Annotated in this window: 23 protein-coding genes; 17 read left to right on the top strand and 6 right to left on the bottom strand. The window is 73.4% G+C overall.

Translation table 11 applies throughout. The annotated features are described in order from the left end of the window. Window positions 1-14 precede the first annotated feature (14 nt). From M8C17_RS06975 to M8C17_RS06895, 17 genes are all read left to right on the top strand, one after another. Window positions 15-1,178, top strand: coding sequence for an FAD-dependent oxidoreductase (locus tag M8C17_RS06975; RefSeq protein ID WP_252415564.1), 1,164 nt, complete (start codon window positions 15-17; stop codon window positions 1,176-1,178). Window positions 1,179-1,371: 193 nt separating this feature from the next. After that, window positions 1,372-2,148, top strand: coding sequence for a DUF3153 domain-containing protein (locus M8C17_RS06970; protein WP_252415563.1), 777 nt, complete (start codon window positions 1,372-1,374; stop codon window positions 2,146-2,148). A gap of 143 nt (window positions 2,149-2,291) precedes the next feature. Beyond that, entirely contained in the window at window positions 2,292-2,636 is a 345-nt protein-coding gene (locus M8C17_RS06965) for a hypothetical protein (RefSeq protein ID WP_252415562.1), read from the top strand. Window positions 2,637-2,647: 11 nt separating this feature from the next. After that, window positions 2,648-3,256 (top strand): glycine zipper family protein, encoded by a 609-nt coding sequence (locus tag M8C17_RS06960; RefSeq protein ID WP_252415561.1) that lies wholly within the window; start codon window positions 2,648-2,650, stop codon window positions 3,254-3,256. Further along, window positions 3,253-3,951, top strand: a complete 699-nt coding sequence (locus M8C17_RS06955) for a carboxypeptidase-like regulatory domain-containing protein (protein WP_252415560.1) — start codon at window positions 3,253-3,255, stop codon at window positions 3,949-3,951. The genes M8C17_RS06960 and M8C17_RS06955 overlap by 4 nt, the downstream gene beginning before the upstream one ends. 23 nt (window positions 3,952-3,974) lie before the next feature. Beyond that, window positions 3,975-5,228, top strand: coding sequence for a phage tail sheath subtilisin-like domain-containing protein (locus M8C17_RS06950; RefSeq protein ID WP_252415559.1), 1,254 nt, complete (start codon window positions 3,975-3,977; stop codon window positions 5,226-5,228). 1 nt (window position 5,229) lies between these two features. Next, the gene (locus M8C17_RS06945; RefSeq protein ID WP_252415558.1) at window positions 5,230-5,712 is read left to right on the top strand and encodes a phage tail protein; all 483 of its coding nucleotides are present in this window, start codon (window positions 5,230-5,232) and stop codon (window positions 5,710-5,712) included. A gap of 1,497 nt (window positions 5,713-7,209) precedes the next feature. After that, a complete protein-coding gene (locus tag M8C17_RS06940) occupies window positions 7,210-8,115 on the top strand; it encodes a hypothetical protein (protein WP_252415557.1) in 906 nt (301 codons plus the stop codon). Continuing rightward, window positions 8,112-9,710 carry a phage baseplate assembly protein V gene (locus M8C17_RS06935; RefSeq protein WP_252415556.1) on the top strand — a complete coding sequence of 533 codons (1,599 nt, stop codon included), beginning with the start codon at window positions 8,112-8,114 and terminating at the stop codon, window positions 9,708-9,710. Before M8C17_RS06940 ends, M8C17_RS06935 begins: the two co-directional genes overlap by 4 nt. After that, on the top strand, window positions 9,710-10,048 hold the full coding sequence (locus tag M8C17_RS06930; RefSeq protein ID WP_252415555.1) for a hypothetical protein: 339 nt from the start codon (window positions 9,710-9,712) through the stop codon (window positions 10,046-10,048). Before M8C17_RS06935 ends, M8C17_RS06930 begins: the two co-directional genes overlap by 1 nt. After that, window positions 10,045-10,479, top strand: a complete 435-nt coding sequence (locus M8C17_RS06925; RefSeq protein ID WP_252415554.1) for a GPW/gp25 family protein — start codon at window positions 10,045-10,047, stop codon at window positions 10,477-10,479. Before M8C17_RS06930 ends, M8C17_RS06925 begins: the two co-directional genes overlap by 4 nt. Further along, on the top strand, window positions 10,476-13,154 hold the full coding sequence (locus M8C17_RS06920; RefSeq protein ID WP_252415553.1) for a putative baseplate assembly protein: 2,679 nt from the start codon (window positions 10,476-10,478) through the stop codon (window positions 13,152-13,154). Before M8C17_RS06925 ends, M8C17_RS06920 begins: the two co-directional genes overlap by 4 nt. Next, window positions 13,135-13,788 (top strand): phage tail protein, encoded by a 654-nt coding sequence (locus tag M8C17_RS06915; RefSeq protein ID WP_252415552.1) that lies wholly within the window; start codon window positions 13,135-13,137, stop codon window positions 13,786-13,788. The genes M8C17_RS06920 and M8C17_RS06915 overlap by 20 nt, the downstream gene beginning before the upstream one ends. Further along, window positions 13,785-14,717, top strand: coding sequence for a hypothetical protein (locus tag M8C17_RS06910; RefSeq protein WP_252415551.1), 933 nt, complete (start codon window positions 13,785-13,787; stop codon window positions 14,715-14,717). Before M8C17_RS06915 ends, M8C17_RS06910 begins: the two co-directional genes overlap by 4 nt. Beyond that, a complete protein-coding gene (locus M8C17_RS06905) occupies window positions 14,714-15,172 on the top strand; it encodes a hypothetical protein (protein WP_252415550.1) in 459 nt (152 codons plus the stop codon). Before M8C17_RS06910 ends, M8C17_RS06905 begins: the two co-directional genes overlap by 4 nt. Window positions 15,173-15,232: 60 nt before the next feature. Beyond that, window positions 15,233-15,985 carry a hypothetical protein gene (locus M8C17_RS06900; protein WP_252415549.1) on the top strand — a complete coding sequence of 251 codons (753 nt, stop codon included), beginning with the start codon at window positions 15,233-15,235 and terminating at the stop codon, window positions 15,983-15,985. 50 nt (window positions 15,986-16,035) lie between these two features. Further along, window positions 16,036-18,270, top strand: coding sequence for a lipase family protein (locus M8C17_RS06895; RefSeq protein ID WP_252415548.1), 2,235 nt, complete (start codon window positions 16,036-16,038; stop codon window positions 18,268-18,270). Between the two features lie 10 nt (window positions 18,271-18,280). Here M8C17_RS06895 and M8C17_RS06890 read toward each other — a convergent pair whose 3' ends face one another. The 6 genes from M8C17_RS06890 to M8C17_RS06865 are packed head-to-tail and all read right to left on the bottom strand — an operon-like array spanning window position 18,281 to window position 24,173. Then, window positions 18,281-19,150 (bottom strand): DUF6807 family protein, encoded by an 870-nt coding sequence (locus M8C17_RS06890; RefSeq protein ID WP_252415547.1) that lies wholly within the window; start codon window positions 19,148-19,150, stop codon window positions 18,281-18,283. After that, entirely contained in the window at window positions 19,147-19,776 is a 630-nt protein-coding gene (locus M8C17_RS06885; RefSeq protein ID WP_252415546.1) for a hypothetical protein, read from the bottom strand. The genes M8C17_RS06890 and M8C17_RS06885 overlap by 4 nt, the downstream gene beginning before the upstream one ends. Then, window positions 19,760-20,659 carry a carbohydrate ABC transporter permease gene (locus M8C17_RS06880; protein ID WP_252415752.1) on the bottom strand — a complete coding sequence of 300 codons (900 nt, stop codon included), beginning with the start codon at window positions 20,657-20,659 and terminating at the stop codon, window positions 19,760-19,762. The genes M8C17_RS06885 and M8C17_RS06880 overlap by 17 nt, the downstream gene beginning before the upstream one ends. Beyond that, entirely contained in the window at window positions 20,659-21,642 is a 984-nt protein-coding gene (locus M8C17_RS06875; protein ID WP_252415545.1) for a carbohydrate ABC transporter permease, read from the bottom strand. The genes M8C17_RS06880 and M8C17_RS06875 overlap by 1 nt, the downstream gene beginning before the upstream one ends. 31 nt (window positions 21,643-21,673) lie before the next feature. Next, the gene (locus M8C17_RS06870) at window positions 21,674-23,023 is read right to left on the bottom strand and encodes an ABC transporter substrate-binding protein (RefSeq protein ID WP_252415544.1); all 1,350 of its coding nucleotides are present in this window, start codon (window positions 23,021-23,023) and stop codon (window positions 21,674-21,676) included. Window positions 23,024-23,042: 19 nt separating this feature from the next. Further along, entirely contained in the window at window positions 23,043-24,173 is a 1,131-nt protein-coding gene (locus M8C17_RS06865) for a LacI family DNA-binding transcriptional regulator (protein ID WP_252415543.1), read from the bottom strand. Window positions 24,174-24,397: the final 224 nt, after the last annotated feature.

Raw genomic sequence — 24,397 nt, 5'->3', positions numbered from 1 at the left:
GGAGGGTGGTTGACGTGAACGAGTCGCACGCGGTGGTGGTCGGCGCCGGGATCGGCGGGTTGAGCGCGGCGCTCGCGCTGCACCGTCGGGGATGGCGGGTCACCGTGCTGGAGCGCGCCCCCGAGCCGCGCGAGATCGGCGCCGGCCTGACCCTGATGGCGAACGCGCTACGCGCGCTGGACGCCCTGGGTCTCGGCCCGGCCGTGCGGCGCGGCGAGCACGCCGAGGCACCCGGCGGGCTCCGCGACCGGCACGGGCGGTGGCTGTCCCGGATGGACGCGGCCGAGATGGTCCGGCAGCTGGGCACCTCGGCGCTCGGCGTCCACCGGACCACCCTGCACCGCATCCTGCGCGAGGCTCTGCCGGCCTCGTCGTTGCGGACGAGCGCCGAGGTGGAGCACGTCGACAGCGGCCGGGACCGCGCCGAGGTGCACTACCGAGGGCCTGCCGGCGAGCAGACGGTCGCCGCCGACCTCGTGGTCGCCGCCGACGGCCTGCGCAGCCGGCTGCGCGCCCAGCTCTGGCCGCAGATCCCCGCCCCGGTGTACGCGGGCTCGACCGCATGGCGGGCCGCCATCGCGTTCGAACACCCGGTCCCGGCGGCGGTCACCTGGGGTCCGGCGGCCGAATTCGGCATGGTGCCGCTCGGCGCCGGCACGCTCTACTGGTACGCGGCGATCACGGCCCCGCCGGGCGGCCACGCCCCGGACGAGCTGGCGGCCGTCCGGGACCGCTTCGGCGACTGGCACGCCCCCATCCCGGAACTGCTGGCGGCGACCCCACCCGGTGTCGTGCTGCGCAACGACATCCACCACCTGGCCACCCCGCTCCCCTCGTACGTGCGGGGGCGCGTGGCGCTGCTCGGCGACGCCGCCCACCCGATGACGCCCAACCTCGGGCAGGGCGCCGGCCAGGCCATCGAGGACGCGGTGGTGCTCGGCGCGGTCTGCGCCGCCGGCGCCGAGGGGCTGCCGGCCGCGCTGGCGGCGTACGACCGGCAGCGTCGCCCCCGCAGCCAGGCCGTCGCCCGGGCCTCCTTGCGCGCCGGGCGGTACGGCCAACAGCTGCGCAACCCGCTCGCCGTGGCGATGCGCAACACCGCGCTACGGCTCACCCCCGCCCGGGCCACGCTGCGGGGCATGGCCCGCTACGCCGACTGGCAGCCTCCGGCGGGCTGACCGGATCGGTTGCCGTCGCCCAGTCGCAGGCTGGACGGCAGGTGTCGCCCTTTTCGGACCGCAAAACTCCAGAGTAGTCAATTGCGGCATCATCGGCCTCGGCCGAACATGACAGCGCACCGGTAAGATCGGCGACTGCCTTGTGACCGATCGCTGACTGCTCGTGGTGATAGCGATCACACACACTGAGCCCATGAACAGGAGAGTCAACCGCGGTAAGGCACTCCGCGTCGCGGTGTGCGTTCTCCTTCTCGCCGTTCTGAGCGGCTGCATGCAGCTCAACATGGGGCTCACCGTCAACGCCGATGACACGGTCGACGGGCAACTCCTGCTGACCGCCCAGAAGTCCCTGCTCAGCTCGCGGAACAAGAACATCCCGGCGGCCTTCGCGGAGCTGCGGCAGAACATTCCCGCGCTGCCTGCCGGCGAAGAGTCCAGCTACGAGGACACCAAACTCTTCGGCACCCAGATCAGTTATCGCAGGGCGCCACTGGCGAGTTTTGACAGTGAGAGCGTCAAGCTGGTCCGGGACGGCGATTTCTACCGCTTCACGTTGCCTCTGGACCCGTCAAAATACGGCGGGAAAATGGACCAGCAGAATCCGCAGCAGCAACAGGCGTTCCTCAAGCTGATGTCGTTCGAGATCTCGGTGACATTTCCGGGTCGGGTGATCGACACCAACGGCACCGTCAACGGCCGGTCGGTCACCTGGAAGGTGGACTCGAACCAGGACAAGCCGACCGAACTGCGGGCCGTCGCCGAGGCGCCGCCCCGACCATCGGCCTCGCCGGCCGCCGCCGCCGACGACGAAGGCGGGTTCCCCTGGCTGCTGGTCGTCGGCGGGCTGCTCCTCCTGCTGATCCTCGCCGTTGTCGGCGTACTCCTGCTGCGTCGACGCCGCCCGGCGCCGCCGGCCGCACCGAGCCCGACCGCGCCGGGCCCGCCCGCCGGCGCGCCCGGGCCTGGCTGATCCATCCGGTGGCCGGCCCTGCCGGCCACGCCCGGCCCCGGCCGCCCCGCCACGACGGCGACCGGCGCCGGTGCTCCCCCGGGAGCACCGGACCTCACCACCACCACATCCCGGTCGCACCATCGGAGAAAAGGGGGATCGCCGTGAACGATCTCTTCACCTGGGCAGCTCTGGGCAGCCTCGCCGGCGCGAGCGCCGCCACCCTGCTGGCCACCAACGTCATCGGCGGGCTGATCGGCCCCAGCGGCGACAAGATCCGCAAGTGGATCGCCATCGGCATCGCGCTGCTGCTGTCCTACGTGACGGCCGCGTTCGCCGACGACGCCGGCGGCGAGAAGTGGATCATCGCATTCTTCAACGCGCTGGTGATCTTCTCCGCCGCGCTCGGTGTCAACCAGTTCCCGCCCGGCAACCGGCAGGCGACCCAGGCGTCGCCGACCCAGCTCGCGCAAGGCCGCGAGCCCCGCATCTTCCGCTCCTGGGTCTGAGGAGTGACATCATGATCTTCGGAATCATCAGCGCGGCCGTCCAGGTCGCCTTCGGCGCCACTCTCGGCCTCCTGGCCGGCGGCCCGGTCGGGTTGCTGATCGGCGCCGTCGTGGGCCTGCTGGTCGGCGCGGTCTTCGGCTGGGCGGTGGCCTCCGCCGGGGTGTACGCGTCGGACACCCGCGGCGTCCTCCTCTTCCTCGTCGACCACACGTGGAGCCTGCTGAACACGGTCGTCGGGGCCATCTACCTGGCCGTGCACCTGATCTTCGGGCACTCGCTGGACCGGCCCACCTCACAGGCCAGCGGCCGGGTCAGCGTGGTGGAGGGAGTCTCACCCCGCTACGCCACCACCATCGGCACCGTCTGCGCCGGCTCCAGCTCCGGCATCCAGCGACACGAGGACGTCCACATCTTCCAGGGCCGCCTGCTCGGCCCGCTCTACATCCCGCTGGTGCTGGCGAACTACGTGCTGTTCACCATCGCACCGATCTGGCTGCTCTACCACGACCACACGAACGCGCCCATCAACCGGTTCACCCGCTACTTCGAGATCGGCGTCTACCCGCACGTGTGGAACGAGGCCATCGCGTACCGGATCCAGGGGACGCCGCCGCGATGAGCACCGACGGGCGCGGACCGATCGAGACGGCCACCGCCGAATTGGCCACCTGGCTGGCCGGCGCGGCGGGGGAACCCGTCCCGATCGGTCCGCCCCGCACCGACGACGACGCGGCCGGGCTCACCCTCTGGCCCATGGACCTGCGCCCGGCCCGGCAGACCCGCTCCAGCGGCGCGGTCCGCGAACCGTACCGGTTCACCGTCCGCTACCTGCTCTGCGCGTCCGGGCCGGCCGGGTTGTCCGGGCTGGACCGGGTGCTCACCGCCGCGACCAGCGACGGCAGCTACCCGGTGGTGCTGGAGGCCGGCGACACCACGCTCTGGACGGCGTTCGGCACCGCCCCGCGCCCCGCGTTGCTCATCGACGTGCCGGCGCAGGTGGACCACCCGACCCCGGCCGCGCCGCCGGTCCTGCGGCCGCTGCGGCTGCGGCAACTGGAACTACGCACGCTCGCCGGCCGGGTGGTCGGCCCCGAGGACCAGCCGCTGGCCGCGATGCGGGTCGAACTGCCCGGCACCGCATCGGCCACCCGCACCGACCCCGACGGCCGGTTCCTGATCGTCGGAGTCCCGCACGACCCCGCGCAACCCGGCCCGGTCCGACTCCGGCTGACCGGCCGTGGGCTCGTGCTCACCGCCGAGGTCGACCCCGCCGAACCCGACATCGTCATCGTCTGCGCGCCACCGACCCACTGACGCCCACCCGCACAGGAGGACCGATGCCCAGCTACTTCTCCCCCGGCATCTACGTCGAGGAGGTCCCCAGCGGCGCCCGACCGATCGGACCGGCGAGCACCAGCATCGCCGCGTTCGTGGGCGTCGCCCCGGACCGCTCCGCCCACCTGGGCAGGGCGGTACCGGTCAACAACTGGACCGAGTTCCTCCGGCTCTTCGCCGACGGGGAGCAGGTCGAGAGCACTCCGCTGGCGCGGGCGGTCTTCGGCTTCCTGGACAACGGCGGCGCGCGTTGCTGGGTCGTCAACGTCGGCGAGGGCGGCGCGATCAGCGGCACCGGGCAGCGGCGCGGCGGCCTGCAACTGCTGGAGGCCATCGACGAGATCTCGATCATCGCCGCGCCCGGCTTCCACGACGTGGTGGCCCACGACGCGCTGCTGAGCATGGCCGAGCGGACCCGCACCATGGTCGCGATCTGCGACCCCGCCCCCGACATCGACGACATCTCCGCGCTGACCCGGGTCGCCACGCCGTCCTCCGGCAAGCCCCCGAAGCCCGCCGAGGGGGCGGGCGGCGGCTCGGCCAGCTCGGGTCCGGGCGGTCCCGGCGGCTCGGGCGGCACCGAGGGGGCGGCGTACCGGCCCCGACAGTCCGAGTTCGGCGCCTTCTACTACCCGTGGCTACGCGTCCGCGACCCGATCAGCGGCGAGTTGGAGCTCACCCCGCCGAGCGGACACCTCGCCGGCATCTGGGCCCGCACCGACGCCCTGCGCGGCGTGCACAAGGCACCGGCCAACGAACCGGTCCGCGGCGCCGTCGACCTGGGCTACCTGGTCACCCGACCCGAGCACGACGTGCTCAACCCCAAGGGCGTCAACGTGATCCGCTACTTCGCCGGCGAGGGCATCCGCGTCTGGGGTGCCCGTACGCTCGCCGCCGAAGCCAGCGAATGGCGCTACCTCAACGTCCGGCGGCTCAGCATCGCCATCGAGCAGGCCATCGCCAACGGCACCCGGTGGATGGTCTTCGAGCCCAACGACTTCACCCTGTGGCGCTCGATCCGGCGCGACATCGGGGCGTTTCTCACCCGGGTGTGGCGCGACGGCGCGCTGCTCGGGCGAAGCCCGGAGGAGGCGTTCTTCGTCAAGTGCGACGAGGAGACCAACCCGCCGGAGGTCCGCGACGCGGGCATGGTGATCGCCCACATCGGCATCGCCGTGGTCAAGCCCGCCGAGTTCGTCGTGTTCAAGCTGAGCCAGTGGGCCGGCGGCACCGAGACCGAGACGATCGGAGGCTGACATGCCCACCACAGCCACCCCGCAGCCGGGCGCTCCCGTCGACCCGTACCGGGCGTACAACTTCAGGCTCCTCATCAACGGGGTCACCAACGGCCACTTCACCGAGATGAGCGGGCTGGAGGTGAACATCCCCGGCCAGCCGTACCGGGAGCACGGCCTGGGCCGGATGCGGATGGTGCCCGGCCAGGCCGAGTACGAGCCGGTCACCCTGCACTTCGGGCTCACCGCGTCCCGGGAGCTGTGGGACTGGGTGAACGCCACCGCCCAGGGCACACTCAACCGCCGCAACGTCTCGGTGGTGCTGCTCGACTCCGTGGGAACCGCCGAGGTGCTGCGCTGGAACCTGATCGACGCCTGGCCCACCCGGTGGCGCGGAGCGCACCTCAACACCCTCAGCCACGAGATCGCCATCGCGTCGCTGACCCTGCGCTACGAGGGTCTGGAGTTGGAGTCCGGCGGTGCCACCGCGCCGACACCCGCGTAGCTGGCTGGCCGGCCGGCTGCGCTCGGCGGCCGGCGCGGTCCAGCGCCTCGCCGGGCGGGTCGAACCCACCGACGCAACCGGGCAACGCTCGGCCCGCCGGCCGACCGAGGTGGACAGGGCCGCTCCGCGCCGCTTCGGCGAACCGCCGCAGCACTGGCTGGACCTCGTCGCCGCGCACGCCCCCGGCCTGCTGCAGGACCTGGACCTCGAGGTACCCCAGGGCGGTCGGGCGTCGACCGGCGCCGCCGGCACGGGGGCAGGTCAGGGGTCGGGCGAGCAGGTCCCGTCCACAGTCGACACCTTCGGAGGAGCCCCCGGGTACGACGTGGCCGGCGATCCTGGCCGCGCGTCCGGCGGTCCTGCCGACACCGGGCTCTCGGCCGGGGCGTCTGGTCGAACCGACGAGTCCGCGCACGGGGGGAACGGCTCGCTCGGTGCGACCGCCTCTGTCAGCCGAGGCGACAGGGGCGCAATCGGTGGCTCCCGCACCGCTGACGCAGGGCTGGAGCTCGGCGCGGCGGGTGGCCCCGCCGCTGGCGGGACGCCGCCGGCCCGGCTGCGCTTCCGCCGCCGGTTCGACTCCACGACCGAGCCTGGTGCACGGGCCGGGTCGACCGCGTCGGCGGGATCGGGCGCGTCGCCGCGAGGGGACGGATCGGCGGGGCCAGCCGCTTCCGGCCCCGAGGGCGTTGGGATCGGACCGGCGGTGCGCGGACCGTCGAGCGACACCGCTGTGCCATCCCGGCCGACCATCCGCCCGGCGGTCCCCGGCCCACTCCCCTCACCGCCGAGCACCGACTCCGTTCACCACCGTGCCGGACACACTGGTCCGACCTCGACCACCCCCACGTCCGGTTCCCCGGACGCGGGTCGGATCGTGGAAGGTCTCGCCCACTCCAGGCGCATCTCCCCTCCACGATCTGCAATCGCGCCCACCGACGGAGCGGACGAGTGGGACAGGGGCCGGTCCACGGTCGGCCGAACCGGGACGGCTGCGGGGCCGGGTGGGTTCGAGGCGGACGAGGGCGGTTTCGGGATCGGTCGGGGCGGGTTCGGGACCGGCGGTGACCGGAGCAGGTTCAACGGTGGCGGCGAACGGGCCGGATTCGGCCCTGGCGGCGGTCGCAGCGGGCTGAGCGCTGACGGTGAACGCGGCGGGCTCGGCTTCGAGGCCGACCGGGGCGGGAGCCTGGACAGGGCTTCGGTGGCGGATCGTGGACGGCGCGGCCAGGACCTAGGCGAGGGCGGAGGGCCAGCCGGGTGGACGGGCCTGGCGGCTGCGGCGCGCACGACGGGCGGAAGCCCGGCCGATGTGGCGCGCGCGGCCGACAGCGCTCCCTGGCCGGCCCTGCCGGACGGCTCGGTCGGTGGATGGTCGGCGACGGCCCGTGGTCTGTGGCCGGCGCTACCGGACGACCAACCGTTGTGGACGGTGCCCGGTGAGGCGCTGGACGCGGCTCAGCACGGACGGCTGGATCGGGAACAGGCGGGCGGCTGATGGAACGCGTCGCCTTCCTCATCGACTCCTCCGGGGAGCGGGTGGACTGCCTGCTCAACCCGGAGACGGTGCAGGTGACCCGGCTCGCCGGGGTACGCCAGCGGGGCGCCGCCGGCGGGCAGCTCACCGGGTCCGGACTGGCCGACGACCCCCTCGTCTTCACCGGTGGCGGCCGGACGGAGCTCGTCCTCGATCTGCTCTTCGACGTGGACTTCGTGGAGGCACAGGTCCGCCCGAGCGACGTGCGGGTGCTCACCCGCCCGCTGTGGATGCTGGCGGAGAACTCCACCGCCGAGCACGGCTGGCTGCGCCCGCCGCTGGTCCGCCTCGTCTGGGGCAAGACCTGGAACGTGCCGGGCATGATCATCGCGGTGGCGGAGCGGTTCGACGCTTTCACCGGCACCGGCTCGCCACGCCGCTCGTGGCTACGGTTGAAGCTGGTCCGGGCGGCCGAGACCGCCGACCAGGCAGAGGCCGGTTTCGCCGAGGAGCTGGCGGCGGCGAGCACGCCGACGGCCGCCCCGGGCAGTGCGGTGGTCGCCGCCGGTGACGGCGCCGCGGAGCCGGGCCGGTCGGGGGTGCGCTTCGACCTGCTGGCCAACGACGCGCTGGGCTCACCGCTGCGCTGGCGGTTGCTGGCCGAGCACAACCGCATCACCGACCCGCTGGCGGTGCCGGCCGGCACCACGCTGGCCGTTCCGCCACCCGGGAGCACCTTGGCCGGCGGCATGGCGGGCGGTGGGTCGGCGCTGGCCGGGGCAGCCCGGTCGGTCATCGGCGCGTTGGGTGCCGGCGCGTCGTTCGTGGGCGCGTCCATCGCCGCCGCCCCGACGGCCTGGACTGCGGCGACCGCGACGACGACCGCCCCCGCACCCACCGGCACCGACCCGGGTGGTGCGGCGTGACGAGCATCGCGCCCCGGGCGCTGACCGTCCTCCTCGACGGCGTCGAGCTGGCCGGCGCGGCCCGCCAGCGGGTGCGCTCGCTGCGGGTGGCCGCGCGGCTCGACCAGCCCACCCAGGCCGAGCTGGTGCTCGCCACCACCGCCGGGGGCGGCGCGTTCGACCCCGCGGTTCGTCCCGGCACGGCGCTCGACCTACGGCTCGCCGATCATCCCGACGCGCTGTTCACCGGAGAGGTGACCTGCGTGGAGGTCGAGTACGCCGCCGACGGCGCGGCGGTGCTGCGGCTGCGGGCGTACGACGCGCTGCACCGGCTGCGCAAACGACAGGGGCTGCGGGTCTTCACCTCGGTGACCGCCGCCGAGCTGGCCGGGGAGCTGTGCGGGGAGGTCGGGCTTTCGGTGACGGCGGAGGCCGACGGGCCGCGGCTGGAGCGGCTGCTCCAGCACCGGCACAGCGACCTGGAGCTGCTGCGGGAGGTGACGGGCCGGGCCGGGCTGCACGTGGTCGCCGACGGCGAGGGCGTACGCCTCATCACCCTCGCCGGGTACGGCGAACCGATCCCGCTGGTCCTCGGCGCGGGCGTGCACACCCTACGGCTCGCCACCAACCTGGACCAGGCCAGTGGCGCGAGCGCCGCCCTGGGCTGGCATCCGCAGCGGGCCGAACCGATCAGTCAGCGCGCCGACGAGGCGCGCTGCGGCCGGCCACCCGGCGACCGGCCGGATCCGGCCGACGTGGGCGCCGACGGGGTTCGCACCGCCGTCGACCAGCCCGGCCGCAGCGACGACGAGTTGGCGGCGCTGGCGCAGGCCCGGCTGGACACCCGGGCCGCCACCCTGGTGACGGCCGAGGGGGTGGCCGAGGGCGATCCGGCGCTGCGGCCCGGCCGGCGGATCGACCTGAGCGGCGTGCCCGATCCGGTGGCCGGTGCGTACGTGCTGACGGAGGTGGTGCACACGGTCGACGGCAACGGGCACCTGACCCGGTTCTCCACCGTGCCGCCGCCCCCGTCGAGCGGACCGGGCGGTTCGGCCGGCGCGGTCGTCACCCTCGGCACCGTCACCGACGTCGCCGACCCGGACGGGCTGGGCCGGGTCCGGTTGACGCTGCCGGCGTACGGGGACCTGGACGCCGGTTGGCTCGCCGTGCTCTGCCCGGGCGCCGGGCGCGGCAAGGGCCTGGTGGCGCTCCCCGATCCGGACGACACCGTGCTGGTGGTGCTGCCCGGCGGCGAACCGGCCTCGGGCATCGTGCTCGGCTCGCTGTTCGGTGCCGTCGAGCCGTACGACCCGGGCATCCACGACGGCCGGGCCCGCCGCTGGACGCTGCGCACCGCCGGCGGGCAGTCGATCGTCGTCGACGACGTCCAGCGCAGCCTGCGGCTGGCCACCGAGGGCGGCAGTTGGCTGGAACTCACCCCCGACCTCGCCACCCTGCACGCGGCGACCGACCTGGTGATCTCCGCGCCCGGTCGGGCCATGGTGGTCCGCGCCCGCAGCGTGGACTTCCTGCACGCCGAGGCGACGGAGGACCCGACCACCGCGGCGGAGCGCGCGCGTGCGCTCGCCCGCGCACACCACGAAGGAGGCGGCTGATGCGCTGGATCCACCGCAACTCGGTGATCACCTGCGACCACGACGGCCGGGTCGAGAACCAACCCTCACAGCGGTGGGTGACCGTCACCGGGCTGCCGGTGCTGGTCGACGACGACCCGGAGGGACGGAAGATCATCGCCTGTCCGAACTACGGCCCGACCATCAAGCCGTGTACGAGGACGCTGGCCGTCCGGGTCGGCTACAGCGACTGGCTGCGGGTCGACGGACACCGGGTGGTGCTCTCCCACCTGGACGGGTTCACCAACGGCACGCCGCCCGGGCTGGTCCACCACACGGTGCGCGACCCGCGCCAGGGGTTCCTGGAGGCGGACCGGTGAGGGCGTTCCGTTTCGTCGGCGCCGGCTTCGACGCGGGCCGGTCCGGCGGGTTGGCGCTCACCGCGGCGGGCGGCCTGGCGATGACCGAGGGCGACGAAAGCGTACGCCAGGCGCTGTTCCTGCTGTTGTCGACCACGCCCGGCGAGCGGTTGATGCGACCCGGGTACGGCTCCCGGCTGCACCGGCTGGTCTTCGCGCCCAACGACGACACCACCGCCGGGTTGGCCATCCACTACGTCCGGCAGGCCATCGCCCGCTGGGAGCCCCGGGTCGAGGTGATCGACGTGGACGCCGGGCCGGACCCGGACGACGCGTGGCGGCTGGTGATCCGGTTGGACTACCGGGTCCGGGCCAGCCTGACTCCCGGGCAGCTGGTCTTCTCCGTGGACCTGCTCCCGATCGACGAACCGGCGCAGGGAGGACCGTCATGACGCTGCCCGTGCCGCACCTGGACGACCGCGCGTTCCTCGACCTGGTCACCGAGGCCCGGGAACGGATCCGGCAGTCCTGCCCGGCGTGGACCGACCTGTCGGCGCACGATCCGGGCATGGCGCTGGTGGAGGCGTTCGCGCACCTCACCGAGGTCATGATCTACCGGCTGAACCAGCTGCCGGAGAAGGCGTACGTCTCGTTTCTCAACCTCCTCGGGGTGGCCCGGCACGCACCGACCGCGGCCTGGGCGGACGTCCGGTTCACGCGCAGCGGCACCGACCGGGGCGCGGTGCGGATCCCGGCCGGCCTGCGAGTCGCGGCGGCCCGGGGCGCCGACCCCCGGCCGGTCCTGTTCGTCACCACCGAGCCGTCGGTGCTGCCCGCGGGCGAGGCGTCGGTGACCGTGCGGATGCACCACTGCGAGCCGGTCGAGGCGGAGTTGCTCGGCACCGGCACCGGCCAGCCGGGCCAGGTGCTGCGGGCGGCCCGCGCCCCGCTGGCGCACACCGCCGAAGCGCTGGACCTGCTGCTCGGCGTGGAGGTGCCCGCCGGCACGGTCGAGCTGGGCGCGGCGGCCCGCGAGCACGACGGCCGCACGTTCGAGATCTGGCGACCGGTGGACAGCTTCGCCGGGCTCGGCCCGCAGGCCAAGGCGTACCTGGTGGACCGTTGCTCGGGCACCGTCACCTTCGCGCCCGCCCTCGACCTGCGGCGCCCCACCGGGCCGGCCGCCGCCGGTGAGCCCGCGTCGGCGGACCCCGCACCGGGCGACCCGGTGCACTCGCCGGTGACCGTGGCGGCGGTGCCGCCGGCCGGGCGGCAGATCCGGCTCTGGTACCGGGCCGGCGGCGGGCCGACCGGCAACGTCGCCGCGGGCACGCTGACCAGCCTGCGGGACCCGCTTCCCGGGGTACGGGTCGACAACCCGGCGCCGGCGGCCGGCGGGCGGGAGATGGAGGCGCTGGAGTCGGTGCTGCTGCGCGGCCCGTACGAGTTCTTCGCCCAGCAGCGGGCCGTCACCGCCCGGGACTTCGAGGTGCTGGCCACCAGCTCCGGCGCGGTGGCGCGCGCCCGGGCGTTCACCCGCGCCGCCGTGTACAGCTTCGCCCGGCCGGGCGAGGTCGAGGTGGTGCTGGTGCCGTACGTGCCGCCGCCGGCCCGTCCGGGTGGCCGGCTGCCGGTGTCGGTGCTGCGCGAACACGAGGTGCCCGAGGCGCGCCGCCGGGTGGAGGCGGATCTCGAACAGCGCCGGATGGTCGGCATCCGGTCCCGGGCGACCTGGGCCCGGTTCAAGGCGGTCTCGGTGCGGGCGCGGGTCGTGGTCCGGCGGGAGGAGGACGTGGACGCGGTCCGCCGTCGCATCCACGACCGCCTGCACCAGACGTTGAGCCCGCTGCCCACGGCGCTCAACCCGACCGGCTGGCCGTTCGGCGAGCCGCTGCGGGCGTCGAACGTGTACCGCCTGCTGGAGCACGCCGAGCCGGGCGTGCGCTACGTCGAGTCAGTCCGGTTCGTGGTGGACGAGGCACCCGACGCCGAGGTACGCGCCCTCGCCGTCGACCAGTACCAGCCCCGCACCTGGTACGCCGGGCGGGGCGCGGTGCTGTTCCGCTCCAGCAACGCCGGTGCGGGCTGGGAGCCGACCGGCCGGTTCGACGGCGAGACGGTGCTGCGGGTGGCGCCCGCACCGGCGCCGGTGCGGCCGGGCATCGTGCCGCGTCCCGGATCGGTGGCCGTGGTGACGCTGCGCGCCTCCGGCGGCTCCCGGGTCCACCTGAGCACGGACCTGGGCGAGACGTGGTCGTTGCTGACCGACCTGGATTCCCGGATCTCCGACGTGGCCTGGCTGGACCGCGACGGCGCGGGCGCGTTGCTGGTGGCCACCGACACCGGCCTGTACGAGGTGTCGCTGCTGCCCGGCGCGGTGCCGTTGCAGATCCTGGTCGACCCGTCGGACGCCGACCGGGGGTTCTACGCGGTGCGCGCGTTCGTCTCCGAGCGCGGTGCGCCCGGCGTCGCGGTGGCCGCGCAGGCCGGCTTCGGGGTGTACCTGTCGACCGCCGGCGGCCGGCCGGGCAGCTTCGCCCACGTCGGGCTCTCCAACGTGGACAACCGGGTGCTCGCGGTGCAGTACGACGGCCCGGCGACGCTGCTGTGGAGCGGTGCGGGTGAGCCCGATCCGAAGAAGCCCGGCCAGGGCTGCCACCGCACCCGGCTGTTCGAGTCCGACGTGCAGTGGCAGTCGGTGCAGGGCGGTTGGATCGGCGGGACCTGCCGGGATCTGGCGTTCGCCGGCCCGCTGGCGGTCGCGGCCACCCAGAGCGGCGGGGTGTTGCGGCTGGACACCCTGGCCGCGCAGCCGCAGTGGCAACCGGTGATGGTCAACTGCGGGTTGCCGCTGCGCGACCGGACCCGGTTCGTGCCGGTGGACGCCATCGCCGTGAGCGGCCACGCCACCGGCGCCACCACGGCCGGCGCCGACAACCAGGCGGCGGAGCGGCTGATCCTGGCCGGCGGCGAGCGCGGTGTGTACCGCAGCGCCGCCGCGGTGGACTGGACCGCCAGCGCCAACCAGGCCACCGCCGACGTGGTGACCGTCCCGGACACCTGGCTGCTCTGCTCCGGCGAGCACGACATCGAGGTGGTGCGGCAGGATGCGACGCTCGGCGATTGAACGGCTGCTGCCCGCCGCCTACCAGCGGGCCTGCGTCCCGGGCAGCGTGCTCTGGGCGCTACTGGACGTGATGGAGGGGCTGCACGCCCCGGACGAGGCGATCCTCGCCGAGGTCGACGCCCTGTTCGACCCGTACCGCGCGCCGGATCCGCTGGTCGCGCGGTTGACCCGCTGGGTGGCGATGGACCACGTGGTGGCCTCGCCCCGCCCGGACGCCCCGCTGCCGCTGCCGGTGGGCCGGCTGCGCGACCTCGTGGCCAACGGGGCGTTGCTGGCCCGTTGGCGGGGCACCCCGTACGGCATGCGCAGAGCCCTCGAGCTGGCCACCGGGTTGACGGGCTTCACGATCGACGAACCCGACGAGCAGCCCTTCCACCTCGTGGTGCGGGTGCCGCCGGCAGCCGCGCACCTGCTCGCCGTGATCACCCGCATCGTCGAGGCGGAGAAGCCCGCCGCGGTGACCGCCGAACTCGTCGTCACCGCCGACGATCCCGCCGAACCGCCGCCACCCGCCGAACCGCCGCCGCCCGCTGTGGCGGGGCCGGCGATCGGCCGGGCGTCGGTGCCGCACCACCCTGTCTCGCCACCATCCCCCGCGCCACCCGCCGGACCGTCCGCAGAGGAGCCGTCATGACCACCGAATGGGCCGTCGTCGCCGCAGCCCAGCAGTTCACCCTGGACGCCGGCAACGTCGGCGAGCTCACCTTCACCGTGTCCAACCCGGGGCTCGCGCCGGACACCGTGGTCTTCGACGTGGCACCGGGCGAGGGCAGCCAACGGGCCTGGTTCACCGTCGCCGAGCCGCAGCGGGTCGTACCCGGGCAGGGCTCGGTCTCCTTCCTCGTCCGCCTCGCCGTGCCCCCGGGCACCGCGCCCCGCCGGTACGACATGACCGGCTTCGCGTACTCGGCGAACACCGCGCCGGAGGAGAGTTCCCGCTCCAGCGGGCGGGTGACGTACGAGGTCCGCGCGGTGGCTCCGCCGAAGCGGCCGCCCTGGCCGTGGATCGCGGCCGCCGCGGCGCTGGTGCTGCTGGTCGGCGGGGTGGTCGGCTACCTGCTGACCCGACCCGACGATGCCCCGCCACCCGGTGCGCCGCGGGTCGTGACGCTGGAGGCGGAGAGCCTGCTCGACGGTGCGCGGGTGGAGTCGCCGGCCGGGAAGGCGGCGGCGGTGGTGCCGCAGGGAAACTGCTGCGCCGTGACCTGGTCGGGGGATCGGCAGCTGTTCTTCCAGGGCCTGGCGCCCGGTGACCGGGTGAGCCTCACCGTCGACCTGCCCAGCGACGCCGTCTGGCGCTTCTCCACGACGCGCACCACCTCGTTCGACTACGCCAACACGATCTGGCAGATCGACGGTACGCAGGTCGGCGGCACCTTCCTCGGCTTCACGCCGAAGGTGGTGCTGGGTGACTTCGCCGACGTCGGCACCGTCCGCCTCGGAGCCGGCAAACACACGCTCACGCTGATCGCGGTGGGCAAGACGCAGGGTGTCGAACGGTACTTCGCCGGGGTCGACCAGATCCGGTTCACCGAGGTCACCGGGGCGGTCGCGCACCGATGAACGGTCGGCAGAAGGTGGTGCTGGTGACGCTGGCGGTGCTCCTGGTGGCGTTCTTCACGCTGGCCGTCGGCGTCGGGAGCGGCGAGCAGGGCCGCGCGGACGAGCCGCCGGGGGTGGTCGAGCGGCTGGGCCGCCTGGCCGGCGGGAGCGGCACGGTCGACCCGGCGACCGTACGCGCCGACTGCGACCGCAGCGGGGACGTCCTCAGCTTCCTCGGCGACTGCGAACTGCGGGTGGCCGACCCCGGCGGGCTCAAGACGGTGGTGCTGCGCAGTGCCCGCGCCTTCGAGGTGACCGCCCCGGCGCCCCGGGACGCCGACCTCACCGTCCACGCCGAGGTCGAGCCGGGTGACGGAACCGAGGCGGTCGCCCGGATCGCCGTCGACCGGGCCGCCACCGTCCTGCTGAGCTGCCCGGGAGGTGCCGGGTGCACGGTCACCGTCGCCGCCGACTGACCCACCCGGGCGCCGGCACCGGCCGCGCGCCGTCCCGGCCCGACCGCGAGGAGACCCGACATGGGTGAGTTGCGCAAGCCCTTCCTGCTGCTCGCGCTGGTCGCGGTGACGCTGGTGTTCCTGGTCGAGGTCGGTTCGTCACTGCTCACCGGCGGCGGCGACGCCACCGGCGCGCTGCGGGCCGGCGCGGTGGACCTCGGCGTGGACGTGGACGTCGGCGCGGTCAGCGAGCCCTCCGGGCGGGGTACGAGCTACCTGGCGCTGATCGACGTGGTGGCGCTCTGGACGACCGGCCTGTTCTGCCTGAGCCTGGTGCTGCCCGACCGGAGCCAGGGCCGGATCCAGGGGCTGGCGACGCTGATCTTCTCGATCCTGCTCATCCTGGCGTCCCTGGTGCTGCTGATCGTCGCCCTCGTCGAGCTGACCATCATGGTGTCGCTCTTCCTGGCCGCGCCGTTCGGCACCCTGGCGTACCTGGCGCTGTGGGGGTTCTTCCCGGTGGGCGAGGCGAGCGTGCTGCTCGGGCTGGTGCTGCTGCTGAAGCTGGTCTGGGTGGTGCTGTTGCTGCTCGCACAGCCACGCTTCCTGCAGAACAAGGGCCTGGTGCTGCTGGCGCTCACGACCCTGCTCTGCACCGTCGTGCTGGAGTTCCTGCACCGGCTCGTGCCGGTCGTCGTGGTGAGCATCCTCGACGACGTCGGGGCGCTGGTCTTCGCGGTCGTCGCCATCATCTGGGGTCTGGTCCTGCTGATCGGGTCGATCCCCGCCATCGTCAAGTCCATCCGGGTGACCGCCGCACTGCCCACCCGTTGACCTTTCCGGTATCGGCGACGACCCGGTGGATTGTCTGTGACCCTGGCGGCGTGGACAGGACGCCGGCGTGCGACGCGGTGGAGCTGCGCGTACACGGCGTGTCCGGGGTGACGGCGGAGCGGATCCTCGACCATCCGGTGGTGGTCCGCGTCGCCGGGGGCTCGCACGCGGGCTTCTTCCGGCCCCGGCCGGGCAGCGGCGCCGCCGGCGGGGCCACGGACGGAGTCGCCGTCGAGGCGTACCGCTGGGGCTCCCTCACCGCCGGCGCCGCGGTCCGGACGGCCTCGATGCTGCTGCTCCTGCCCTTCATGCTGAGCAACCTGGCGATCTGGCTGCGGCCGCCGGGGCGCGACCGGTGGGGGCTGCTCGGCGTGCTGTGCCGACTGCTCGCCGGCACCCTCACCGCCACCTTCGTGCTGGCGACGGTGGGCGTCACGCTGGACCTGGTCGGCTGGCAGTGCGTGCCGTACCCCGGGTGCCGGGCCAGCCGCCCCTATCTGGCCTGGCTCTACGCCCTGCCGTCCGGCCCCCGGCTGGCCCTGCTGTCGCTCGTACCCCTGCTCGCGTTGCGGGTCGTCTGGGCGATCGGCGTCCGGTCCGCGCGCGCGTTCGAGGGCTTCGGGCCACCGTCCGAGCAGTCGCCCACCGCCGGGCGGACCGGGGGCCTCAGCGACGCCGGCTTCTGGAACGACGAGCGGACCATCGGTTGGCTGCGTCAGATCCACGTGGCGCTCGGCGTCGGCACACTGAACCTCAGCCTGCTCGCGGGCATCTCGTCAGGCGGCGTCGGCGCCGCCCGGCACCTCGTGCAGACCGTGGCGGCCGTCGGACTGCTCGTGTTCTGCGTGGTCCTGCTCTGCCTGCCCGTGCCGGCCAGCGGAGCGCGGACCCGGGCGTTCCTGCGCCTGCTGTGGGCGGCCACCGTCGTGGTGACCGTGCTGTGCCTCGGCTCGGCCGTCCTCGCCGGCGCGGCACCGTCCGGCCCCGGGAAACTGCCCGGGTACGAGGGCGGCGCCGCCGGAGTGGTCGCGGCGCAGGGCGTTCTGCTCGTGGTGCTCACCGCTGTCACGTACGCCCGCCAGCGCGCGTCCCCGACCGACAGCCGTCCCTTCCTGCGCGGGCTCGGCACCCCGATCGTGGCGGCGGGGGCGGTGAGCGTCGGAGCGGCGTTCACCGCCACCCTGGTCTACCGGACCGCCGACGTCCTGGACCACGGCAACATTCCCGATCCGATCCGGCCCAACCCGTCGACCCTCGGCCCGCTGGAGCCGCCGGTGGCCTACTGGTGGGCCGCTCTCGCCGGGCTCGCCGCTCTGCTGATCGGCGCGGCGGCGACCTCGGCCACTCTTCTGTTGAGTCGTCGGCGGCGACGGCGGTTGGCGGCGCGCATCATCGAGCGGGACTACCCTGAGGTGCCGGCGGAGGAGGTCCCCCGACTGCGCCTGGTGCGGGAGACCATCGCCCGGTCGCAGATCGTCGAGGAGCTGGGCCCGGTGCTGATCGCGTTCCTGCTGATCGCCTCGCTCGGGCTGGCGACCGTCGCCCTCGACGTGATCGGGATGGGTCCCACCCAGCTCGCGGCGCGGCTCGGTGGGCACGGCGGCGCGGCGGCCGTGCTCGCCGCCTACGTCACCGACGCGGGCGTCTGGGTGATCAGCCTGCTGGTGATCTGCCTGATGGTCCTCGGTTTCCGCTCGTACCGGTCGTTCCAGACCCGGCGGGTGCTGGCGGTGCTGTGGGACCTCGGTACCTTCTGGCCCCGCACGGTCCACCCCTTCGCTCCGCCGTGTTACGCCGCCCGCTCGGTCCCGGAACTGGCGAAGCGGATCACCGGGCTCGCCGCGCGCGGACCGGTGGTCCTCTCCGGGCACAGCCACGGCTCGGTCCTCGCCGCCGCCACCGTCCTGCACCTACCGCCGTCCGTGCTGTCCCGGGTCTCGCTGCTGACCTACGGCTCGCCGCTGAACCGCACCTACGCCCAGCTCTACCCGGCGTACCTGGGACCGCGGACACTCTGCGACCTGGGCGAGCGGATCGGGTGGCGGTGGCGGAACCTCTGGCGGGACACCGACCCGATCGGAGGGCCGATCTTCGGCCGGGCCCCGGACGCACCGTTCTGCGCCGACCCGGCGACCGGCGACGTCGACATCCGGCTCCGCGACCCGCGCAGCCTGGCCATCGACCCGGCGGACACCGTTCCGCCCCCGGTCGAGCGGCACTGGCCCTACCACACCCAGGCCGCGTACCAGGTGGCCGTCCGCGAGCTGATCGACCGTTCCCGCTGACCACGCCCGTTCACGGCACTGACGCCACCAGGGCGGCGGCCCGGTCCCGGTCGAGTGTCCCGTCCGCGACCCACACCCGGTACCGGCCGTGCCGGGTCTCGCCGGCCGGCACCACGGCCGGCCGATCGAAGGCGAACGCCACGCAGACCCCCGGGTACATCGCGGTCCGCACGAACCACCGGTCGCCGCGTCCGAGACCGGTGACGACCAGGGTGTACGCCCCGCCGCCCGGCCCGACGCCGGCCAGCGCCAGCCACGGCGCCGCGCTGCCGTTGACCGCGTCCTCCCCGGCGTCGTCGGCGGTGAACACCGCCGGTTCACCGTCGGCGACCGCCCGCCAGAAGAACCCGCCGTAGCCGGCCCCGCCGGGGCGGCCGTTGGTGGCCGGGCTGCCCAGGTGCACCGCCCGGTCGGCCGGGGCGGTGAGGGCGGAGTGCAGGTCGAGCCGCCAGGTGTCCGGTGCCACCGCCGACGTGGCGAGCCGCCGCCGCTCGGTCAGCAGCACGGCACCGGCCCGGTCGCGCCACTGGAGGTCGTGCGCGTACCGGCCCGGGGTCCGCTCGATCTCACCGGTGTGCGTGATGACGCCGTGGTCGTCGCGCCAGGTGTAGCCGACGTCGCGGACATAGGTGCGTCCGCCCCACAGGTTGGCGCCGTCCACGTCCTGCACGGCGAGGGAGGCGCCGAGGTGCCACACGTGGTCGGCGGGCAGGGCGTCGGTGACGACCGTGCCGCCCAGGGTGCGTACCGGGTGCAGGTAGGGCCGGGGTCCGTGCCGCGCGTCCAGCGCCGGGTCGAGCACGTACCGGGCGACCTCCGTGCCGTCGACCAGCAACCGCGCCGGCTCCAGCCGGGTGGTGCCGCCCAGGTCGGGGCTCACGACAGCTCCGGGTGGGCGCCGACCGGCCGGCGACCGGCGACGGCGTGCAGGGCGGCCAGCGTGTAACCGGCGAGGATCGGCAGCGCCACGGGGGTGACCAGGGCGGCGAGCAGGCCGGCCACCACGGTCACCCCGGTGAGCGCGGCCCAGCGGGTGGGCGCGTCGAGGCAGGCGCGGGCGGCCGATCGGGCACCGGCCCGCCACCGCCCGCCCCCGTTCCCGCCCACCTCGACGACGACCAGCCCGGCCCACCCGACCAGACCGGCCGTGACCAGTGCGGTCACCAGCAACGCGGGCGGGCCGCCCGGCACCCGGCCGGTGGCCAGGGCCGCCAGGTCGGCCCCGAGCAGCCCGGCCACGGCGACCGCGAGCAGGCTGACCGGCACGCCGGGCAGCACCGAGCGGCCGAACCGGCGCACGGTGGCCCCTGCCGACGGCCAACCGCCGGTACGCGTCCAGTCGTGCACCGCCGCGCTGGCGGTGCCGACCGCCGCGGCCGCGGTGACCAGCGGGACCGCCGCCAGCACCAGCAGGATGCCGAGCAGCGCCAGGTCGGCGGCGTCCCGGGCGACGTCGCACCAGTCCCGCCGTCCGCCGGTGTCCTGCCGCTCAGCCCTTGATGCCACTGGTGTTGATCCCCTCGACGAGCATCCGCTGGAACGCGACGAAGAACAGGAAGACCGGCAGCAGCGACAGCACCGACATGGCGAACATCGGCCCGACCGCGCTCTGGCTGGTGGAGTCGATGAACAGGGTCAGCGCGACCGGCACGGTGTAGTCCTCCAGTTGGGACAGGAAGACCAGCTGCCGGAAGAAGTCGTTCCAGGTCCAGATGAACGAGAAGATCGCCGTGGTGACCAGCGCGGGGCGGCTCAGCGGCAGGATGATGTGCCGGAAGATGCCGTACGGGCCGGCGCCGTCGATCCGGGCCGCCTCGTCCAGCTCGCGCGGGACGCCGCGCATGAACTGCACCATCAGGAAGACGAAGAACGCCTCGGTGGCCAGGAACTGCGGGATGAGCAGTGGCAGGTAGGGCCAGTCGCCGCCGACCAGTCCCAACGTCCGGAACAGGATGTACTGCGGCACGATCAGGACGTGTTGGGGCAGCAGCAGCGTGCCGATCATGACGGCGAACCACACGCCGCGCAGCCGGAACCGCAGCCGCGCGAAGGCGTACGCGGCCAGCAGGCAGGAGAGCCCGTTGCCGACGACGGTGAGCAGGCTGACCATGGCGCTGTTGAGGAAGAACCGGCCGAAGCTGACGTCGAAGTTGGACCACCCGGCGGTGTAGTTGCCCGGGGTGAACCGCTCGGGCAGCAGCCCGAGGTTGTTGACGATCTCCTCCTGGGACTTCATCGAGGTCCCGACCATCCAGAACAGTGGGTAGAGCACCACCGCGACGATCGCCACCAGGATGAGCAGCCGCAGCACCGGCCGGCCGCCGGGCCGACGACGGGTGGTCGGCGTCGTTCCGGTCGGCGCGTCGGCCGTCGGGGTCACCGTCACCATCACCGGTCCTCCCCGTCGGAGTAGTGCACCCAGAACCGTCCGGTGCTGAAGAAGACCGCGGTGATCACCGCGATGGCGAGCAGGAACACCCAGGCCATCGCCGAGGCGTAGCCCATGTCGAGTTCGGTGAAGCCGGTGATGTAGAGGTTGAGCGTGTACATCAGGGTGGAGTCGACCGGGCCGCCGGTGCCGTTGCTGAGCACGAACGCCGCGGTGAAGCCCTGGAAGCCGTTGATGGTCTCCAGTACCAGGTTGAAGAAGATCACCGGAGAGAGCATCGGCAGGGTGACGTTGCGGAACTGGCGGAACCGGCCGGCGCCGTCGACCGACGCGGCCTCGTACAGCTCGGTGGGCACCTGCTTGAGCCCGGCCAGGAAGATCACCATCGGCGCGCCGAACTGCCAGATGGCCAGCACCATCAACGTTTCGAGGGCCCAGTCCGGGTCGTTGACCCACGGTTTGCCCTGGATGCCGAAGAGGCTCAGCAGCGAGTTGAACGCGCCGTCGCGGTTGAACATGTTGACCCAGACGATGGCCAGCGCCACGCTCCCGCCGAGCAGCGACGGCAGGTAGAACAGCCCGCGGAACAGCCCGACGCCGCGCCAGGCGCGGTTGAGCAGCAGCGCCACACCGAGCGCCGCGGCCAGCTTCAGCGGCACGGCGATCAGCGCGAAGGTCAGGGTCACCCGCACCGCGTGCCAGTACGACGGGTCGGCGGTGAACATCCGTTCGTAGTTGGCCAGCCCCACCCACTCCACCTCGGAGAAGGGGGTGAGGATGTCGTAGTTGGTGAAGCTCAGGTACAGCGACAGCAGCATGGGGACCGCCGTGACACCCATCAGGCCGATGAGCCACGGCGACAGGAAGACGTACCCCGCCAGACCTTCGCTGTGCCGGAAGCGTCCGGGCCCACGCCTGTCGGTGTGGGCCCGGGCGGATCCGGGGCCGCGTCGGGTCGGGTCGGGCGCCGTGGTCAACGCCACCAACAGCTCCTCTCCTCGCCTGGTGGGGCGGTCAGGCGATGGCGGACTTGCACGCCTCGATGAACTGGGCGGCGGCCTGGGCGGGGGTGGCCCGGCCGTACTGGGCGTTCTCGGCGGCCTTGATCAGCTCGGACTTGACCTTGCTGTGCCCCTTGATCGGCACCTGCGGCGACTTGCCGAACTTCTGGGTCAGCTCCGCCTCGACGGCGATGGACTGCTTCATGGCCGGGTCGGTGGTGCCGTCGCTGACCACGCGGCGCAGGTCCAGGTTGGACGGCAGACCGCGGTCGGTGCCGAGCAGCTTGACCGCCTCCTGGTCGTTGTTCAGGAAGTTGATCACGTCGACCGCGATGTCCCTGTTCTTGCTGCCCTTGAACACCGACCAGTACATCGAGGCGCGCGCCCACTGCGCGCTCGGGTCACCGGGGTACGCGATGACGCCCAGCTCGTCCTTGGTGTTCTTCTTCAGGTCGGGCATCTGGTTGGCCCAGACCCAGGAGGTCGCCGCCTTGCCGGTGACCACCAACTGCTTGGTGATGTCGGTGGCGTTGCCCTCGTGGATGACGTCGGGGGTCGGGGTGGCCTTGCGGTCCCGGGCGCCCTTCCACAGCTCGAACCACCTGGTCACGTCCTCGGCGGTGAAGCCCAGCTCGTTGCCCTTGTAGAGGTCCTTGCCCTGCTGGCGCAGCCAGACCCAGAACGCCTTGTAGTCGGCGCTCGGGTCCTGGGTGCCGGGCACCTTGGTCCTGGCGGTGACCTGCTCGGCCCAGGCGATGTGCTGCTCCCACGACATTCCGGTGGTGGGCTCGGGCAGGTTGTGCCTGGTCAGCAGCGTCTTGTTGTAGACGAGGCCCTGCGTGTTCTCCCCGGCGGCCAGGCCGGCGAGCTTGCCGTCGACCACGCCGTACTGCCAGAGGCTCTCCGGGAACTTGGAGGTGTCCAGCTTCCCGGACTTCTGGTACGAGGTGAGGTCGAGCGTGCTGTTGCGGGCCGCGTACTCGGCCAGGTAGTTGTCGTCGATCTGGAACAGGTCCGGCGGGTTGCCGCCAGCGGTGAGGGTGGCCAGCTTGTCGAAGTAGCCCTGGTTGGCCTGCCAGGTCTTCTCGAACGTCACGTTCGGGTGCTTCCTGGTGTAGAGGGCCAGCGCGTCCTCGGTCAGCTTGGCCCGGGCGTCGCCGCCCCACCAGAAGATGGAGAGCTTGACCGGGGCGTTCGGGTCGGCGGCGCCGTCGTCGTCGTCTCCGCAGGCGGCGGCACCGAACATCAGCGGGGCGGCGACCGTCACGGCGAGCAGGCCGCGCAGCAGCCGCCGCCGGGGCAGCGCGGTACGGTGAGTGCGCCCGACGGGCGTGTCAGTGGTGGGGGGCGTTGCGGGGTGCATGTGCGCTCACTCCTCGGCATTAGGAGGCGACGGCGTCACCGGTGGCCGCGGTCGGGGTGCCCGGGCCCGCAGGGCAATGCGGGTCCGGGCCCAGCGGCGCGGCCAGGGGACGTGCCGGTCGGGCCTGCGGGCCCGGGCCGGTCGAGTCGCGGATGACCAGGTCGGTCTGGAGCATTACCTGTGCGGTGGTACGACGGACGCCGAGCGCCGTGCCGACACCGAGCCCCCGCGCACCGCGCGGTGACTCGCTGTCCTGTTGCAGCAACATGTCGACGGCCGTCCGGCCGGCGGCCGCGGTGGGTGTGGCCACCGTCGTCAGTTTGGGGCGGGTGAGCCGGCTCAGGGCGATGTCGTCGACCCCGACGACGCTCACCTCCTGCGGCACCCGGACCCCGAGCGCGTCCAGCCCCTCGATGAGGCCGATCGCCATCAGGTCGTTGTAGGCGAGCACGGCCGACACGCCGCTGCGCCGCACCTGCTCGGCGATGGCGGAACCACCGGTCTCGGTGGGCGCGTTCGGGCCGAGCAGCGTCAACTCGGCGCCGCCGGCCCGGGCGGCCGTGGCGGCGGCCCGGCGCATCTCCCGGTTGGTCCACGAGCTGCGCGGCCCGCCCAGGAGCGCGATGCGGTCGTGGCCCAGGCCGATGAGGTGCTCGATCGCCGCCCGCGCTCCCTGCCCGACGTCCATCAGCACGCAGGGCAGGCCGGTCACCTGGCGGTTCACCACCACCAACGGCACCTCGCGGCTGAGCTGCTCGATCAGGCTGTTGCTCATGCGCGGGCTGCACAGCAGCACCCCGTCGACCTGCTTGGCCAACGCGTGGACCAGCTCCTCCTCGGCGGTCGGGTCCTCGTTGGTGTCGGCCACGAAGACGTGGTAGTCGCGGTGCCGGGCCTGGCTCTCCGCCGCCTTGATCAGCGGCGGGAAGAACGGGTTCGCGATGTCCGCGATGATCAGCCCGATGTTGTGCGTCCGCCCGGTGATCAGTGCCCGGGCGGCCCGGTTCGGCCGGTAGCCCAGATCCTCCGCGCACGCCAGCACCCGGACCCGGGTCTCCGGGTTGACGAGGTGCGGAGCGGAGAAGGTGCGGGACACGGTGGAGATGTGCACCCCGGAGGCACGGGCGACGTCCCGGATGGTGACTGGCACGGCGGCCCCTTCGTCCGATGTGGCGGCGGTCACGTGGGTGTGGCCCATTAATGCAAACGGTTGCGCCAGTGTCAACGGTGGACGATTACGGTTCTGTTGCGCCAGCGCTCCCAATGGTCATTTTCCAGGCTCGCAAACACTGACATTTACCGCCGATTGTGCGGCTCTCGTTGACGCCATCGGATCGAGCGTGATTACTTCACTGCAAACCTTTGCAGGATCAC

Source organism: Micromonospora sp. RHAY321, assembly GCF_023896955.1.
GTDB lineage: Bacteria > Actinomycetota > Actinomycetes > Mycobacteriales > Micromonosporaceae > Micromonospora.
The sequence above is the reverse complement of the archived record's forward strand: the minus strand, read 5'-3'. Positions and strand labels throughout refer to the sequence as shown.